The following is a 16,641-nucleotide window of genomic DNA, read 5'->3' on the forward strand; positions in this document are numbered from 1 at the left end:
CTACAATGCTTAAACTGGAAAGGAGTGTCGCACATGGCCGAAGTCAAAAAGCTGCCGGAATTTGATTATGAATACTACACCACCAATGAACCGCAGCCGCCTGTGCAAACACCGCCTAAACGACCCGATATTATCAAGATTCCCGCATCACCGGCTCGCCGATTAAAGCGAATCAGTAAAATTGAAAAACTGATTGGAATTTTGTTGCTGTTTTCAGTAATCGGGCTGGCAATCCTGACAGTTTATGTTCGAACCGATATTAGCCAATTGGAACATGAAATTTCTCAAATCGAAGCTCAGACCAGTCTGCAAGGACAGGAAAAGGTACGGCTGGAACAAGAAAAGGCCGAGCTCTCTAAAACAGAGCGGATTAAAGAAGTTGCAGAAGAGGCCGGTTTGAAGATCAACGATGATAATTTGAGGACAGTGAAGTAAATGCGTTTTAAACGAATCAGAAATTTTTTCAAAAAAAAGAATTCAACACCATGGAACAATCGCAAAAAAGTAGGTATCCTGTTGTTTGCTACGAGTATTGGGTTGTTCTTTTTGTTTGCCGCTCGCTTGACCTATGTAGTTGTAGTGGGTGACGTGGCAGGACACTCATTAAAAAAGATGACGGCCAACCTCTATCAGGGTTCTCGTGTCGTCAAAGCCAAACGAGGGACCATCTATGATCGCAACGGTGTCGTGATTGCGGAGGATGCGACCTCGTATTCGATTTATATCGTCTTGAGCGATACCTATGTTTCCGGCAAAACAAAATTATACGCAGAAGAAAAAAACTTCGAGAAGATTGCCGATGTGCTCCATGACCAGTTGGGCTCGAAAAAAGAAACGGTGCTCAAAACACTGGAAAATGGTAAGAAAAACAAGGCTTATCAGATTGAGTTGGGCAATGAAACGAAAAATTTGACCTTGGAAAAGAAGAAGAAGATTGAAGAGCTGCTTCAAGGAGACAAAGACGATGACAAAGATGATATCGCGGGAGTCTATTTTAAAGACCATCCTAATCGAATCTATCCAAATGGGACGTTTGCTTCTCACTTGATTGGCTATACTGACACAGAGACAAAAGACAACCAGGAAAGTGTTGTCGGCCGTATGGGAATCGAACAGGCCTATGACGATATCTTGAAGGGAACTGACGGCAAGATCGTCTATCAACAAGACAACTATCAAAACCCATTGCCAGGAACGGTTGCAGAAGAAAAACCGGCCAAAGACGGGCAAGATATCTATACGACCTTGGATAGTCGGTTGCAGATTTATTTGGAAAGTCTCATGGATGAGACTTTTGCTGAGTACAAGCCTGAAAATATGACAGCTATGTTAGTGGAAGCCAAAACCGGACAAATCGTCTCAATGGCCCAGCGACCGACTTTCAATCCTGAGACTCGGAAAGGCATTGAAGACAATTGGATGAATATTTTAGTGGAAGATCACTATGAACCGGGTTCTACTATGAAGCTGATGACTGTAGCCACCGCCATTGACCAGGGCGTGTTCAATGAAAATGAGACCTTCCTTTCCGGCGAAATCAAAGTGGCGGATACTACAATCCGCGACCACGACTTAGGGGCTAAGGGAATCCTGACCATGCGCCAGGCGCTTTCTTGGTCGTCAAACGTGGGGATGGTCACATTAGAAGAACGAATGAGTGACGAACTACAGCAGCATCTGAAATACTTTGGCTTTGGAACGAGTACCTATTCTGGTTTAGCCTCGGAAAATGCGGGAACTTTGCCGAATGACAACGTCGTGGATAAAGCCATGAGTTCATTTGGACAAGCAATTAACGTTACCAACTTCCAAATGATGCGGGCGTTTACTGCAATCGCCAATAACGGTAAGATGTTGAAGCCGCAATACATCTCGAAAATCATCAACCCTGAAAGCAACAAAGAAAAAGTGTTCCAAACGGAAGTCGTCGGCAATCCGGTGTCGGCAGAAGCTACTAAAAAAGTACGGGAATACATGGTAGATGTGACACAAAGTGCTAATTACGGCTCTGCGTACGGGGTTTATGATGTGCCAGGCTATAACATCGGCGGGAAAACCGGGACAGCTCAGATCTACAACCCGGAGACCGGAACTTATTATGATACCGGCAGCAATTACTTGTATTCCATCGTTGAAATGATACCGGCTGAAGAACCGGAATACATCTTGTACATGACCATCAAAAAGCCTGAAAAATGGTCTCAAAAAGCTTTCGGCAGTATCGGAAATCCCCTGCTGAAACGGGCAATGGATTTCAAAGAAAGCGAAGAACCGTTGCCTTCTGAAAAAGAAGAGGAAAAAATTGATGTTGCTGATTATCGTAAGCTGGGAACGGATGCGGCAGCAACGGATGTCAGCCGCTCTGGTTTGGTTCCAGTAGTCATTGGGACCGGAAAAGAAGTGGCCGCACAATCCACACCCCACGGGACGGAATTGTTACCTTCGGAAAAACTGATTTTAAAAACGGATGGCAGTGATTTTTATATGCCGGATACTACCGGCTGGTCAAAGGCGGACTTGATGAAGATTGGTAAGCTTTTTGATATTGAAGTGAAGTTTGAAGGAGAAGGGTATTGTGTTGCACAAAGTATCAAGCCGTATGAACGTATCGAAGGCAAGACATTGACCTTTACCCTGAAATAAAATGAGTAGTAAAATTGAGGAGTAGTTAAATCATGGAATGGACCCAAATGATCATCCCAATCGTCAGTAGCTTTGCAATGACATTTTCAGTGATGCCACTGTTTATTGGTTATTTTCAAATGAAACGCTATGGCCAAGAAATCCGTAAAGAAGGCCCCAATTGGCATCAAGCCAAATCTGGTACCCCAACGATGGGGGGCTTTGTCTTTTTGATTGGTATCTTATTGACGGCAGTCTGGGTGGCCGCATGGCAAAATGAATTGACACCGACACTGTTTATCCTACTGTTCATCATGGTGCTTTACGGCCTTTTGGGTTTCCTAGATGATTTCATCAAGATTTTTAAAAAACGTAATGAAGGTCTGACTTCGAAACAAAAACTTTTTGGTCAGATTGCCGGCGCAGTGGTTTTTTATGTCGTCTATCTTCTGGATGGAAATAGCAATGTGCTAAATGTCTTCGGGTTTGACCTGAATTTATCCTATGTTTACGGGCTGTTTGTTTTGTTCTGGCTGGTGGGTTTCTCCAATGCCACGAACTTAACGGATGGAATTGATGGCCTTTTAAGTGGCCTCGGCGTGGTTTCCTTTGCGACCTATGGAATTATTGCTTTTCATCAACAGCAAATTGACGTATTATTGATTTGCTTGAGTGTGATTGGCGGACTGGTGGGCTTTATTCCCTACAACCACAAACCGGCAAAAATTTTCATGGGTGATGTAGGTTCTTTGGCTCTGGGCGGACTCTTAGCAGCAATTTCCATTTTGCTTCATCAAGAGTGGACGTTGTTGCTGATTGGACTGATCTATGTCGTAGAAACTGCCAGTGTGATGCTGCAGGTCACTTACTTCAAAAAGACTCGTAAACGTCTCTTCAAGATGGCTCCTTACCATCATCATCTCGAGATGAGCGGCTGGAGCGAGTGGAAGATCGATATCATCTTTTGGGGGATTGCAGTAGTTATGTCTGCAATCACACTCTTAATCGTCTTGTAGGAGCTGAATGGAAATGAAACAAATTACAGACTATCAAAATAAAAAAGTTCTTGTGCTGGGTTTAGCCAAGAGTGGATTCAGTGCGGCCAAATTGCTTCATGATTTGGGCGCACTTGTTACCGTTAACGACGGAAAGCCATTTGATGAAAACCCTGAAGCGCAAGATCTTTTGGCATTAGGGATCAAAGTTATCACTGGCAGCCATCCCATTGAATTGTTAGATGAAGATTTTTCTTTGATGGTGAAAAATCCAGGAATTCCCTATGATCAACCATTGGTACAACGCGCAATCGAAAAGAAAATCCCTGTGATTACCGAAGTCGAGTTGGCTTATGAAATTAGCGAGTGTCCCATCATCGGAATTACCGGTACAAATGGGAAGACCACGACCACGACCATGATTGCTGATATCCTCAATCAAGGTATGGATGTTGGGACAGCTCGTTTGTCCGGAAATATCGGTTTTCCAGCTAGCAGCGTGGCACAAATTGCGACAAAAGATGATGTATTGGTAATGGAGCTTTCCAGCTTTCAACTAATGGGCATCACTGCATTTCATCCGGAGATTGCGGTTATCACCAATCTCTTTTCAGCACATCTGGATTATCATGGCAGCCGCGAAGAATATATTAAAGCCAAGTGGCATATCCAACAGAATATGACGGCTGCTGACACGCTGATTCTTAACTGGAAACAGCCGGAACTTCGTCAGTTGGCTGCAGGAACCAAAGCGGTTGTTTTGCCGTTTTCTTCTGAGGAAAAAGTCGAAGGAGCTTATTTGTCTGAAGGTGTTCTTTATTTCAAAGATGAAGCCATCATGGCAGCCAAGCAACTGGGTGTACCTGGCAATCACAATATTGAAAATGCGCTGGCTGCGATTTGTGTAGCTAAAACTCGAGGTATCGCAAACGAAGCAATTATAAGAGCTTTAACCAGCTTTACTGGTGTGCCGCACCGGACCCAATTTGTGATGCGCATCAACGAGCGGACTTTTTTTAATGATTCCAAAGCTACCAATATTTTAGCTACAGAAATGGCGTTGGGCGGATTTGATCACAGCAAGCTGATCTTATTAGCCGGTGGGTTGGATCGCGGCAATGGATTTGAAGAATTAATTCCTTCTTTAAAAGATCTGAAAGCTGTCGTCTTGTTCGGAGAGACCAAAGACAAGCTGGCTGAAGCGGCGACCCAAGCGGGTATCGAAACCATTCTTTTTGCCGAGAATGCTGAAGTTGCTGTACCCCTTGCTTATGAGTTGAGCGCTGTTGGCGACACCATCTTGTTGTCACCGGCGAATGCTTCTTGGGATCAATACAAGAATTTTGAAATCAGAGGCGACAAATATATGGCGGCAGTCCATGAACTGGCACAAGCCCTGCAGTGAGTAAAACTGCGACATTTTAATGCAGAAATGAGCGAAGAATAAGTGAAAATTTTAGTGACCGGTGGCGGAACAGGTGGACATATCTATCCTGCTTTGGCCTACGTAGAATACGTCAAAAAAAATGATCCGACGGCTGAGTTTATGTATGTCGGTGCCAAACGTGGATTGGAAAATAAAATTTTGCCGAAAACCGGTATTCCTTTCAAGACATTAGAGATTCAAGGGTTTAAGCGCAGTTTGAGTCCGTCGAATTTCAAAACGATTCAGCTTTTTTTGAAAAGTATCAAAGAAGCTAAAAAAATCGTCAGTGATTTTGCGCCAGATGTTGTGATTGGGACAGGGGGGTATGCTTCCGGTGCGGTGGTTTATGCTGCCGCAAAATTGAAGGTCCCTACGATCATTCACGAGCAAAACAGCGTTCCCGGAGTTACCAACAAGTTTTTAAGCCGCTATGTCGATAAGATTGCTGTGGCCTTTCCTGATGCAGCCGGCTTTTTTCCGAAAGAGAAAACCGTGTTAGTGGGAAATCCTCGAGCGACTGAGGTTGCTGACGTGTCACCTTCAGCAATTTTAGCCGAATATGGTCTAGAACCGGAACAACCAACGGTCTTGATTTTTGGTGGGAGTCAAGGGGCGTATAAGTTAAATCAAGCCATGGCAGAAGCAATCCCACTGTTTGCTAAAAAGAGCTACCAAGTGCTGTATGCTTCCGGTGATCGCTATTATCAAGAAATCCAAGAAAACCCTAAAATTGACTGGCAACAATTGACAAATGTCAGTCTCCGCCCCTATATTGATAAAATGGCTGAAGTCATGGTCAACTGTCACTTATTAATCGGACGTGCTGGTGCGACATCCATTGCCGAGTTTACGGCACTGGGGTTGCCAGCCATCTTGATTCCCAGCCCTCATGTAACCAATGATCAGCAAACGAAAAATGCTGTCAGTCTGGTGAAAGCCGGCGCTGTTAAAATGTTGACTGATGATGAGCTGACCGGCAAGTTGCTGGTCCAAACCATAGATGAAATTATGTCCAACGAAACGCTCCGACAACAGATGGCAGAAGCCTCCAAAAAAGAAGGCCTTCCTGATGCAGCTGAGCGGCTGCAACAACTAGTAAGGGAAATCGTCAAATAAATAATAGATATACGTTCAAGAAAAGGTGGTGATGACGATCAGTAAGAAACCCAATGACCCAAAAAATAAAGAAGATGTAAATCCGGAGTCGCCACAAGATCTCAGCCACCTGACTCCTTGGCAACAAGCGAATTTAGAGTACAAAAAGCAAAAAGGGGAAGATACCAACTGGTCGCCTACAATCATCGAAGGTAAGCAAGAGGCAGAAGAAACTGAAGAAAAAATGACTGAAACAAAAGCAGAGCTGGAACTTGGAACTCGTCCAAAGACAAGTACCTCGGAGTCTTTTGCTGATCGGTTGCCCAAGGTTAAGTATCAGCGACATACAGTCTTGTATCGGCGGATGGCCATTATCATTTTGTTATTGACAATCCCCTTGGCTGGGGTCATTTATTATGTCTCTCCCTTAGCTAAGTTGGCAGGTGTCACAGTGACCGGTACGCAAAAGGTCGCTGCTGCTACCGTGGAAAAAGAGGCGGATTTTGTTACCGACAGTGACATCTGGCCGCAATTTATCAAGCGTAGTGAACACATCGCCGCCGTTAAAAAAGCGGAGCCTCGTGTCAAATCGGTGTCAGTTGAGATTAATTCTTTCAATCATTTTGTGATTCATGTGAAAGAATACCAGGAGGTTGCTGTTTTGGCGCATGCCAATTCCTATTCGCCGATTTTAGAAAATGGCGTAGTCTTGAAGGAAAATATGAAAAATCCAACCGAGAAGATGCCGATTTTAGAAAATTTCAAAGAACAAAAAATGATTTTGCGAGTGTTGAAGGCTTACCATGGGTTATCGCAAGAATTGCAAGAGGCAGTTTCACAGATTAAATATGCTCCTACCTCCAGTAATTCAGAATTGTTGCAGTTGTATATGAATGACGGCAATCAGGTAATTGTCAATATTTCTAACTTAGCAGCTCAAATGAAGTATTATCCGCAAGTAGCTAAGGATATGAAGGAAAAAGGCGTCATCGACATGGAAGTGGGTATCTTTTCTTATCCTTACGAAAAGACCACTGACTCCAGTAGCGAGACAACAACGTCTTCAACTGAAGAAAGTTTGACACAACCGCAATCACAACAGTAAAAAAATCAAATAATTTTCAATACGTATTTCTAAATTCCGGTGATTTATGGTATCATTGATAGCAGTGAACAAATATGTAAATGATATAGCGCAAGGGGCTCAGTGCCCTGTTTCGTATATGGATTTATTTTGTAGGAGGGAATCCCATTCATGGCAAAAACGGGAATGTATGTAGGCCTTGATATCGGTACAACGTCGGTTAAAGTCGTTGTTGCCGAGTATGTAGAAAACCAAATGAATATTATTGGTGTCGGGAACGCCAAGTCTGAAGGGATCAACCGCGGGATTATCGTCGATATCGAAAAGACGGTTCAAGCGATTCAACGGGCTGTCCGCCAAGCTGAAGAGAAGGCCGGCATCCAAATTCGCAGCGTGAGTGTAGGAGTTCCTGCTAATCTGCTGGAAGTGGAAAGCTGTCAGGGCATGATTGCTGTCAATAATGATTCTAAAGAGATCACTGATGATGATGTCCGCAACGTTTCTTCTGCGGCATTGGTCCGCTCTGTGCCTCCTGAACGCCAAATCATCGGAATCCTGCCACAGGAATTCACGGTAGACGGATTTGAAGGTATCAAAGATCCTCGCGGGATGATTGGTGTTCGTCTGGAAATGTTCGGTGTTGTCTTTACCGGACCGAAGACCATCTTGCACAATATCCGCAAATGTGTTGAAAAAGCTGGTTTGACCATCAATGAAATGGTGATTACACCACTTGCTTTGACAGAAAGCATTCTCTCAGACGGTGAAAAAGACTTCGGCACTATCGTCATTGATATCGGTGGCGGCCAAACGACCACTGCTGTCATGCATGACAAGCAGCTGAAATTCACCCACGTTAATCAAGAAGGCGGCGAGTACGTCACGAAGGATGTATCAACAGTCTTGAATACTTCCTTCAATAATGCAGAAGCCTTGAAGATTAATTATGGCGATGCCTATCCTGAACGGACTTCTGCTAGTGAAGAGTTTCCGGTAGATGTTATCGGTAAATCCGAACCGGTGAAAATCGACGAACGCTATTTGTCTGAAATCATCGAAGCCCGCATGGAACAAATCTTCAATAAATCAAAAGAAGTTTTGGATGAAATCGATGCCTTGAGTCTTCCGGGAGGCGTGGTCCTTACCGGTGGTGCAGCCAGCCTGCCAGGTGTTGTAGATTTGGCACAAGAAATTTTTGATACAAATGTAAAACTGTATGTGCCAAATCATATGGGATTGCGTAATCCGGTCTTTACCAACGTGATCAGTATCGTAGACTATTCTGCTAATTTGAGTGAGGTTTATCACCTGGCTAAATCAGCCGTTACCGGTGAAAAGTCAACACCACAAGTCAAGCAAGAAGCAGTCGTTCCGCAAGAAGTACGTTATGAAGAATATGACGATGCGGTTGAGGAAGATTACACTGAACCGGAAGAAAAATCCGGCGAAAGCGTAAAAGACAAAGTAAAAGACTTCTTTTCCAATATTTTTGACTAATCTATCCGGGAGGAAACAGACATTATGGAATTCTCAATCGATAATAACATCAATGAAGGCGCCGTGATCAAAGTCATCGGTGTCGGCGGTGGCGGTGGCAATGCCATCAACCGCATGATCGAAGAAAACGTCAAGGGTGTCGAATTCATCGCAGCCAATACTGACGTTCAAGCATTAAAAAACTCAAAAGCAGAAACAGTAATTCAATTAGGACCAAAATATACCCGTGGTTTAGGTGCAGGTTCTCAACCAGAAGTTGGCGAAAAAGCAGCTGAAGAATCAGAAGAAGCAATCCGTGAAGCTTTAGACGGTGCAGATATGATCTTCATCACTGCCGGCATGGGTGGGGGTACCGGTACGGGTGCCGCTCCAATCGTTGCCAAAATTGCTAAAGATTTAGGTGCATTGACAGTTGGTGTCGTAACTAGACCTTTTACTTTTGAAGGACCAAAACGTGGCCGCTTTGCTGCGGAAGGAATCGCAAAATTAAAAGAAAATGTAGATACTTTGCTAATCATTTCCAACAACCGTTTGTTGGAAGTCGTAGACAAGAAGACACCGATGTTGGAAGCTTTCCGTGAAGCGGACAATGTCTTGCGTCAAGGTGTTCAAGGGATTTCCGATTTGATTACAGCACCGGGTTACGTAAACTTGGACTTTGCCGATGTGAAAACCGTTATGGAAAATCAAGGAACGGCCTTGATGGGTATCGGGGTTGCTTCTGGCGAAGACCGCGTAATCGAAGCAACGAAGAAAGCTATTTCTTCACCATTGTTGGAAACTTCAATCGATGGTGCAGAACAAGTGCTGTTGAACATCACAGGTGGTTTGGACATGACTTTATTTGAAGCACAAGATGCATCTGATATCGTGGCAAATGCTGCGACTGGTGATGTAAACATTATCTTGGGTACTTCAATCAATGAAGAACTTGGTGATGAAATTCGCGTGACAGTAATCGCTACCGGAATTGATCCAACAAAAAAAGAAAATAAGACCCGCACGACTCGCCAAAGCCAAATCCACAGCATTCCGCAAAAACCAGTCTTGGATATGGAACAGGCAAAACCGAGTCAACCGGAAGACGACAATGCATTCGGTGACTGGGACATCCGTAAAGAACAAACTGTTCGCCCTAAAGTGGATGACACCCAATTTGAAACCATCGAAAAGAAAGATTTTGAAACATTCAATCGTGATGAAGTAAAATCAAATGACGATGACGAATTGAGCACACCGCCGTTCTTCCGTCGCAAACGATAACATGGAGGCAGAGCACATGATTTCTGAGAACTTGCGGGAGGTCCGACAAGAGATACAGAAGTCCTGTGCTCTTGTTTCACGTTCTGAAGAGGATGTCACATTGGTTGCAGTGACCAAGTCGGTTGATGCTGGTGCAACCAAGTCGATTGTTGCTGCCGGAGTTTTTCATTTAGCAGAGAATCGCGCCGATAAATTCTTATTAAAAAAACAACTTTTTTTAGATTTTCCGGAAATCCAATGGCATTTTATTGGTAATTTGCAGCGGAGAAAGGTAAAATCTATAGTAAATGAAATTGATTTTCTGCATTCTTTAGATAACTTAAATTTGGCTGAAGAGATTCAAAAAAGGGCCAATAAAGTGCTGAAGTGTTTTGTAGAGGTCAATGTTTCGGGAGAAGAGTCCAAACAAGGCATCTCTCCGGAAGAACTTGCGGATTTCATTGCCAAGTTGGCTGCCTATGACAAAATCAAAGTCGTGGGATTAATGACGATGGCCCCGGCTGTGGCAACTGTGCCTGAGCAGCATCAACTGTTTCGACGATTGCGAGAACTGCGGGATGAAATCCACAATCAGAAGCTCTCTTGGGCCCCATGTACAGAACTCAGTATGGGGATGTCCCATGACTACCAAGCAGCGATTCAAGAAGGTGCGACATTTGTACGAATTGGTACCGTACTGTTCAAAGAGTAGCTTCATCTAAAGGTCGGTGTGGTTACCGAACTTTTTTTCAAAACAGTAGCGTGTCGTGTTGGGATACGATGAACTTAAAAGGAGGAAACCAAAGTGAACTTTTTACGTAAAGCCGCTGATTTTTTTGGTCTTTCTGATGAAGAAGCCTTTGAATATGAGGTAGCATCGGCAGCTGTTGAAACAACTGAAAAAGCAGTTGCTGAACCAGTTGCGTCAATGCCGCAAAAGAAAGTCAAAGTTAGTGAGAATCAACAGTACCAAATACCATCAGAAACTGTTGCACCGGTACAGGAAGAAAAAGTTGTGTCGATCCACCAGCCTAGCCGTGTACAAAATGTCAAACGTAACCCCAGCCGCAGCCGTAGTGAAAGTCTAGCTGCTGCCGGAAAAATCACCATTTTGGAACCTCGTAACTACAACGAGATCCAAACAATTGCTAAGCGTTTGTTGAATGGTGAAGCAGTTTTGATTAATTTCCATAAAGTGGAAGAAGACCAGGCACGACGAATCGTTGATTTTCTGACAGGTACAGTCTATGCCCAAGATGGCGATATCAAACGGGTGGGAGACGAAATCTTCCTATGCACACCAAAAGATGTCGAAATCGAGGGTGCCGCTTCTTTGTATGGCGAGGCAGCCGATGTATTTGAAGTCTGATTTAGGAGGAAATGACCATCATATTCAATCTGTTGAACTTATTTATACAGGCTGTTGATCTTTATTCGATGATTTTGGTTATCTATGCACTGTTGTCTTGGATGCCTGGAGGTTATGAATCAGGTATCGGACGGTTTTTGGCCAAAATCTGTGAACCGTTTTTAAACTTATTTCGCAAGTTGCCATTGACTTTTGGTCCGGTGGATTTCAGTATTATGGCCGCGATTTTGGTTTTGAACTTGGGGGGACGGCTGATTTATCAGCTGCTGTGGAATCTGGCTGTTCGTGTTCTTTACGGCGGCTGATCGTGAAAATGAAAGAGAAAGGGGTGATTTTCTTTGAATGCAAATGTGTATCAGCACTTTCGCAATGAAGAACGCCCCTTTATTGATTTGGTGGCAGATTGGGTTGAGCAGGTGCAGATGCAATATGCACCTTATCTAACCGATTTTTTGGATCCTAGACAAGCGTATATCACAGAGACATTGATCCGTCAGGAAAGCGACCTTAAGTTTAGGTTTTACGGCGGCTATCAGTCAGCTGAACGGAGGCGCTGTCTCATTTATCCTGATTATTACGAACCAAATGAAGAGGAATTCGATATTCAGCTGTTTGAGATTAATTATCCTACCAAGTTTGCAACATTAGGCCATGGTCGTGTATTGGGAACATTGATGGGAACCGGCGTCAAGCGGGAATATTTCGGTGATATCATTAGTGACGGGGAAACTTGGCAATTCTTTGTAGCAAAAGAGGTAGCCTCTTATGTTCAGCTGCAGGTAGATAAGATCGGCAAAATTTCGGTGCGTTTAGAAGAACGGCCGTATACAGCGATTATTCGACCTTTGGATGCTTGGACTGCCGAGAAAGAAACCGTCAGCTCACTTCGTTTGGATACCGTGATTTCCAGTGTTTACAATATTTCTCGTCAACGTTCAAAACAGCTTATCGAATCTGGAAAAATCAAGGTCAACTGGACTGAGGAGACTCGCCCAGATTTTATGTTGGATTTGTTGGATATCGTCTCAATCCGAGGATTTGGTCGCATCCAGATTCAAGATATCGAAGGTGTGACTAAGAAAGAAAAGATCCGTCTCTCCCTAGGGGTTTTGCGGAAATAAAGAGCAAACAACTAACTAACGATAAAGGTGGTAATAATTATGGCATTAACTCCATTAGATATCAATAACAAGAGTTTTTCCGTGAAAATGCGGGGCTACAGTCAAGATGAAGTCGATGATTTTCTAGACTTGGTCGGACGGGATTATGAAACAGCCGTTCAAAAAAATCGTGAGATGGAAAAAGCGCTAAAACACGCTGAAGAAAAATTGGAATATTTCAATGAGTTGAAAGATGCATTGAACCAATCCATCATCGTGGCCCAAGATACAGCGGACAAAGTAAAAACATCTGCTAGCAAGGAGTCTGAAGTAATCATCACATCGGCTCAAAATAAAGCGGACGAAATGGTGGCTACTGCTGAAAAACGCGCCCACGAATTGACGACAGCGGCGGAGGCAAAAGCGAAGGAAATCTTGAACGATGCAACAGTCAATGCCCGTCAGTTGGCGACAGAAACCAATGATTTGAAGACCAAGACCCGCGTCTTCCATCAAAATCTATCACTGATGTTGCAATCCCAATTGGAGCAGGTGAAGAGTCCGGAATGGGATGAAATCTTGAAACCATTCTCCAGCTATGTGCAGGACGGCCATGAAGTATTCAAGGAACTGGTGGCAAAAGACCTTGACAATAGCGATGACTCTGAAGTAAACTCGGATTCAGAACCGACTGCAAGTGGCGTTGAAGTTGTAGAAGCTTCTGAAAAAGTGGTTGCTGTTCCTAAACCGGAAGACAAAGAACCTATCAAAGTCAATACTTTGGATGATGCCAAAGAATTGTTGAACAAGATTGAAGAAAAAAACTAGAGTAAAACAGAAAAGTCGCAGGTAACTTTTCAGCGAGCCGGAGAGAGGTGGGAGTCCGGTAAAGCACTGTCTGCGAAAAGATCCTTTACTTTGAGGTGTGGCTGAAATGACAGTAAGCTGCAACGGGTGATGACGTTATCCATCAACGAGAGACTGTTTTTAGCAGTCTGAATTCGGGTGGTACCACGACACGTTCGTCCCTTTTGGGATAAACGTGTCTTTTTTTATCTGCTGTGTCAATAGCAGCTTTTGTTTTGCAACAAGATTTAGTAAGCATCGCTGTTTTAAACAGCAAAAAATAAAAAGGAGCGACCATACATGAAAATGAAGGAAACCCTGCATTTAGGGAAAACTGAATTTCCGATGCGCGGCAATTTGCCGACACGGGAAGCCGATTGGCAGAAAGAATGGGAAGATGCCAAGATTTATGAACGCCGGCAAGAGCTGAATGAAGGGAAACCATCATTTATTCTCCATGACGGCCCTCCTTATGCCAACGGAAATATCCATATCGGTCACGCATTGAATAAGGTTTCAAAGGATATTATCGTTCGTTCAAAATCCATGTCCGGTTTTCGAGCACCTTATGTTCCCGGCTGGGATACTCATGGATTGCCTATCGAACAGGTTTTGACCAATAAAGGCATCAAACGTAAAGAAATGACGATGGCAGAATATCGAGAAAAATGTAAAGAGTACGCCTTGTCACAAGTGGATACGCAACGAAACGATTTCAAACGCTTAGGTGTTGCTGGTGACTGGGACCATCCCTATATCACATTAGAGCCTGAATATGAAGCGGCAGAAATCCGTGTCTTCGGTAAAATGGCAGAAAAAGGCTATATCTATAAAGGGTTAAAACCGATCTATTGGTCACCTTCTTCGGAATCATCTTTGGCGGAAGCTGAGATTGAATACAAAGATGTGAAATCACCTTCTATCTATGTTGCGTTCCAAGTTGTTGACGGAAAAGAACTGTTAGATTCGGACACCTCCTTTGTAATTTGGACAACTACGCCATGGACGCTGCCGGCAAACCTGGGGATTTCAGCAAATCCTGACTTTGTCTATGTTCAGATTCAAGCTGACGGTCGTAAATTTGTCGTGGCGAAAGATTTGTTGGAAACTGTAAAAGCAGCTATTGGCTGGGAAAATGTTGAAGTGCTGCAAGAATTTCCGGGAAGTGCCCTGGAATACATGACAGCAAAACATCCGTTTTATGATCGGACATCACTGGTACTCCTTGGAGACCATGTTACCTTGGACGCTGGTACTGGTTTGGTTCATACTGCTCCAGGACACGGGGAAGACGACTACATTGTCGGTAAAAAATACGGTTTGGACGTCTTGTCTCCAGTAGATTCCCGTGGGGTATTTACAGATGAAGCACCGGGCTTTGAAGGAATTTTCTATGACAAAGCCAATCCAATGGTTACCCAATTGTTGGAAGAAAAAGGTGCCTTGCTGAAGCTGGATTTCTTTACCCACAGTTATCCTCATGACTGGCGGACGAAAAAACCGGTTATTTACCGTGCCACACCGCAATGGTTCGCATCAATTGACAAGTTCCGTCAAGACATCTTGGATGAAGTTGAAAAAGTTGATTGGATTATTCCTTGGGGGAAAACTCGTCTTTATAACATGATCCGCGACCGGGGAGACTGGGTAATTTCTCGTCAACGGGCTTGGGGCGTACCATTACCAATCTTTTATGCTGAAAATGGAGAAGCAATCCTAACACCGGAGACTACTGAACACGTAGCCGCATTGTTTGCAGAACACGGCTCAAATATCTGGTTTGAACGTGAAGCCAAAGAATTGCTGCCGGCTGGATTTACTCATCCGGGTTCACCGAATGGAGAGTTTACGAAAGAAACTGACATCATGGACGTATGGTTTGATTCCGGTTCATCTCATGAGGCTGTTTTACGTCAGCGACCAGAACTCAGCTTCCCGGCTGACATGTATCTGGAAGGTTCTGACCAATACCGAGGCTGGTTTAACTCTTCCATCACAACGAGTGTGGCTATTAACGGCGTTGCTCCTTACAAAGCGGTCTTGTCTCAAGGCTTTACCTTGGATGGAGAAGGACGCAAGATGAGTAAGTCACTGGGGAATACCATTGCCCCAGAGAAAGTCATCAAACAAATGGGAGCTGATATCCTGCGTTTGTGGGTAGCCAGTGTTGATACAGAGGCCGATGTGCGGGTGTCTATGGATATCTTGAACCAAGTATCGGAAGTGTATCGCAAAATCCGTAATACAATGCGCTTTTTGCTGGCTAATACCAATGATTTCGATCCAGCTAAAGACACGGTGGCTTATGAAGAGTTGCGCTCGGTAGACAAATACATGATGGTGCGCTTGAATGAAACCATTAAGGAAATCCGGGAAAATGGTTACGATAAGTATGATTTCTTGACCATTTACAAGACAGTTATGAATTTCATGACCACCGATTTGTCCTCCTTTTATTTGGACTTTGCAAAAGATGTGGTTTATATTGAAGCAGAAAATGACGCCCAACGTCGCTGTATGCAGACAGTCTTTTACCAAACAGCTGTCGCATTAACCAAACTGTTGACCCCAATCATTCCCCATACAGCAGAAGAAATCTGGAAACAGTTGAAAGAAGAAGAAGACTACGTCCAATTGGCCGAATTCCCAGGCTATGAAGAATTTCCGAACCAAGAAGAGTTGCTAGATACTTGGTCAGCCTTTATGGACTTTCGTGACAAGGTACTCAAGGCACTGGAAGAAGCGCGTAATGCCAAATTAATCGGGAAATCGCTGGAAGCTAAGCTGACGGTATATCCTAACGAACAAGCAGCTGTTTTGCTGAAAGCTGTCGATAGTGATCTGGCACAATTGTTGATTGTTTCTCCAGATTACTTGGAAATCAAAGACGCTGGCACACAAGTTCCTGCTGAGGCTCAGGTCTTTGAAGATGTTGCAATCTTGGTAGAAAAAGCAGAAGGCGAAGTTTGTGAACGTTGTCGTCAAGTTCGTGAAGATGTCGGTACCGATGAAAAACTGCCAACATTGTGCGGTCGCTGTGCTCATATCGTCGAAGAAAACTTTCCTGAAGCTGTTACAGAAGGTTTTGAAACTAAATAAGTTTATACCGGTAAACAGTCGCTTTGAAACATGAGAGCTTTTACCAACCCAAACAAGCAGTCCGCCTTTTTAAGAAAAGGGGACTGCTTGTTTTTATGGTTTTCTAAAACGAAATTGTTATATTATTAGTTATAGAATAATGTTTGAAGTGTGAAAATCAGCGCCTTTGATTTTGAGAGTTGCAAATGAGGATTGTTTTCAACAAAAAAGTGTTTCAGAACAAAAATGACTTTTCTAACATGGATTGTTAGTAAACTACCTATATT

14 protein-coding genes are annotated in these 16,641 nt (G+C 43.7%); all 14 read left to right on the forward strand.

All coding sequences use genetic code 11. The features are described 5' to 3' along the window. Nucleotides 1-33 precede the first annotated feature (33 nt). The 14 genes from ftsL to ileS all read left to right on the forward strand — a co-directional run bounded on the left by ftsL (nucleotide 34) and on the right by ileS (nucleotide 16,375). Entirely contained in the window at nucleotides 34-435 is a 402-nt protein-coding gene (ftsL, locus tag BAU14_RS07250; RefSeq protein ID WP_161899424.1) for a cell division protein FtsL, read from the forward strand. After that, nucleotides 436-2,643, forward strand: a complete 2,208-nt coding sequence (locus BAU14_RS07255) for a penicillin-binding transpeptidase domain-containing protein (protein ID WP_161899425.1) — start codon at nucleotides 436-438, stop codon at nucleotides 2,641-2,643. It begins immediately after the preceding gene. A gap of 32 nt (nucleotides 2,644-2,675) precedes the next feature. Next, the gene (gene mraY / locus BAU14_RS07260) at nucleotides 2,676-3,638 is read left to right on the forward strand and encodes a phospho-N-acetylmuramoyl-pentapeptide-transferase (protein ID WP_161899426.1); all 963 of its coding nucleotides are present in this window, start codon (nucleotides 2,676-2,678) and stop codon (nucleotides 3,636-3,638) included. A 13-nt stretch (nucleotides 3,639-3,651) separates the two neighbouring features. Continuing rightward, nucleotides 3,652-5,022, forward strand: a complete 1,371-nt coding sequence (murD, locus tag BAU14_RS07265; RefSeq protein WP_161899427.1) for a UDP-N-acetylmuramoyl-L-alanine--D-glutamate ligase — start codon at nucleotides 3,652-3,654, stop codon at nucleotides 5,020-5,022. Nucleotides 5,023-5,064: 42 nt separating this feature from the next. Then, nucleotides 5,065-6,159: an undecaprenyldiphospho-muramoylpentapeptide beta-N-acetylglucosaminyltransferase gene (murG, locus tag BAU14_RS07270; RefSeq protein ID WP_161899428.1), complete on the forward strand. Its 1,095-nt coding sequence runs from the start codon at nucleotides 5,065-5,067 to the stop codon at nucleotides 6,157-6,159. Between the two features lie 31 nt (nucleotides 6,160-6,190). Beyond that, a complete protein-coding gene (locus tag BAU14_RS07275; protein WP_237580429.1) occupies nucleotides 6,191-7,243 on the forward strand; it encodes a cell division protein FtsQ/DivIB in 1,053 nt (350 codons plus the stop codon). A gap of 150 nt (nucleotides 7,244-7,393) precedes the next feature. Continuing rightward, a complete protein-coding gene (gene ftsA / locus BAU14_RS07280) occupies nucleotides 7,394-8,719 on the forward strand; it encodes a cell division protein FtsA (protein WP_161899429.1) in 1,326 nt (441 codons plus the stop codon). Between the two features lie 24 nt (nucleotides 8,720-8,743). Beyond that, nucleotides 8,744-9,982, forward strand: a complete 1,239-nt coding sequence (gene ftsZ / locus BAU14_RS07285) for a cell division protein FtsZ (protein WP_161899430.1) — start codon at nucleotides 8,744-8,746, stop codon at nucleotides 9,980-9,982. 16 nt (nucleotides 9,983-9,998) lie between these two features. After that, entirely contained in the window at nucleotides 9,999-10,673 is a 675-nt protein-coding gene (locus BAU14_RS07290) for a YggS family pyridoxal phosphate-dependent enzyme (protein ID WP_161899431.1), read from the forward strand. Between the two features lie 93 nt (nucleotides 10,674-10,766). Next, a complete protein-coding gene (locus BAU14_RS07295) occupies nucleotides 10,767-11,330 on the forward strand; it encodes a cell division protein SepF (RefSeq protein WP_237580430.1) in 564 nt (187 codons plus the stop codon). 11 nt (nucleotides 11,331-11,341) lie between these two features. Next, on the forward strand, nucleotides 11,342-11,635 hold the full coding sequence (locus tag BAU14_RS07300; protein ID WP_161899432.1) for a YggT family protein: 294 nt from the start codon (nucleotides 11,342-11,344) through the stop codon (nucleotides 11,633-11,635). Between the two features lie 33 nt (nucleotides 11,636-11,668). Then, nucleotides 11,669-12,451 carry an RNA-binding protein gene (locus BAU14_RS07305; RefSeq protein WP_161899433.1) on the forward strand — a complete coding sequence of 261 codons (783 nt, stop codon included), beginning with the start codon at nucleotides 11,669-11,671 and terminating at the stop codon, nucleotides 12,449-12,451. 39 nt (nucleotides 12,452-12,490) lie between these two features. Then, nucleotides 12,491-13,258, forward strand: a complete 768-nt coding sequence (locus BAU14_RS07310) for a DivIVA domain-containing protein (protein ID WP_161899434.1) — start codon at nucleotides 12,491-12,493, stop codon at nucleotides 13,256-13,258. Between the two features lie 318 nt (nucleotides 13,259-13,576). Next, complete coding sequence (gene ileS / locus BAU14_RS07315) at nucleotides 13,577-16,375, forward strand: isoleucine--tRNA ligase (protein WP_161899435.1); 2,799 nt, start codon at nucleotides 13,577-13,579, stop codon at nucleotides 16,373-16,375. The last annotated feature ends 266 nt before the right edge of the window (nucleotides 16,376-16,641 follow it).

The organism is Candidatus Enterococcus leclercqii, from assembly GCF_009933135.1.
GTDB lineage: Bacteria > Bacillota > Bacilli > Lactobacillales > Enterococcaceae > Enterococcus_C > Enterococcus_C leclercqii.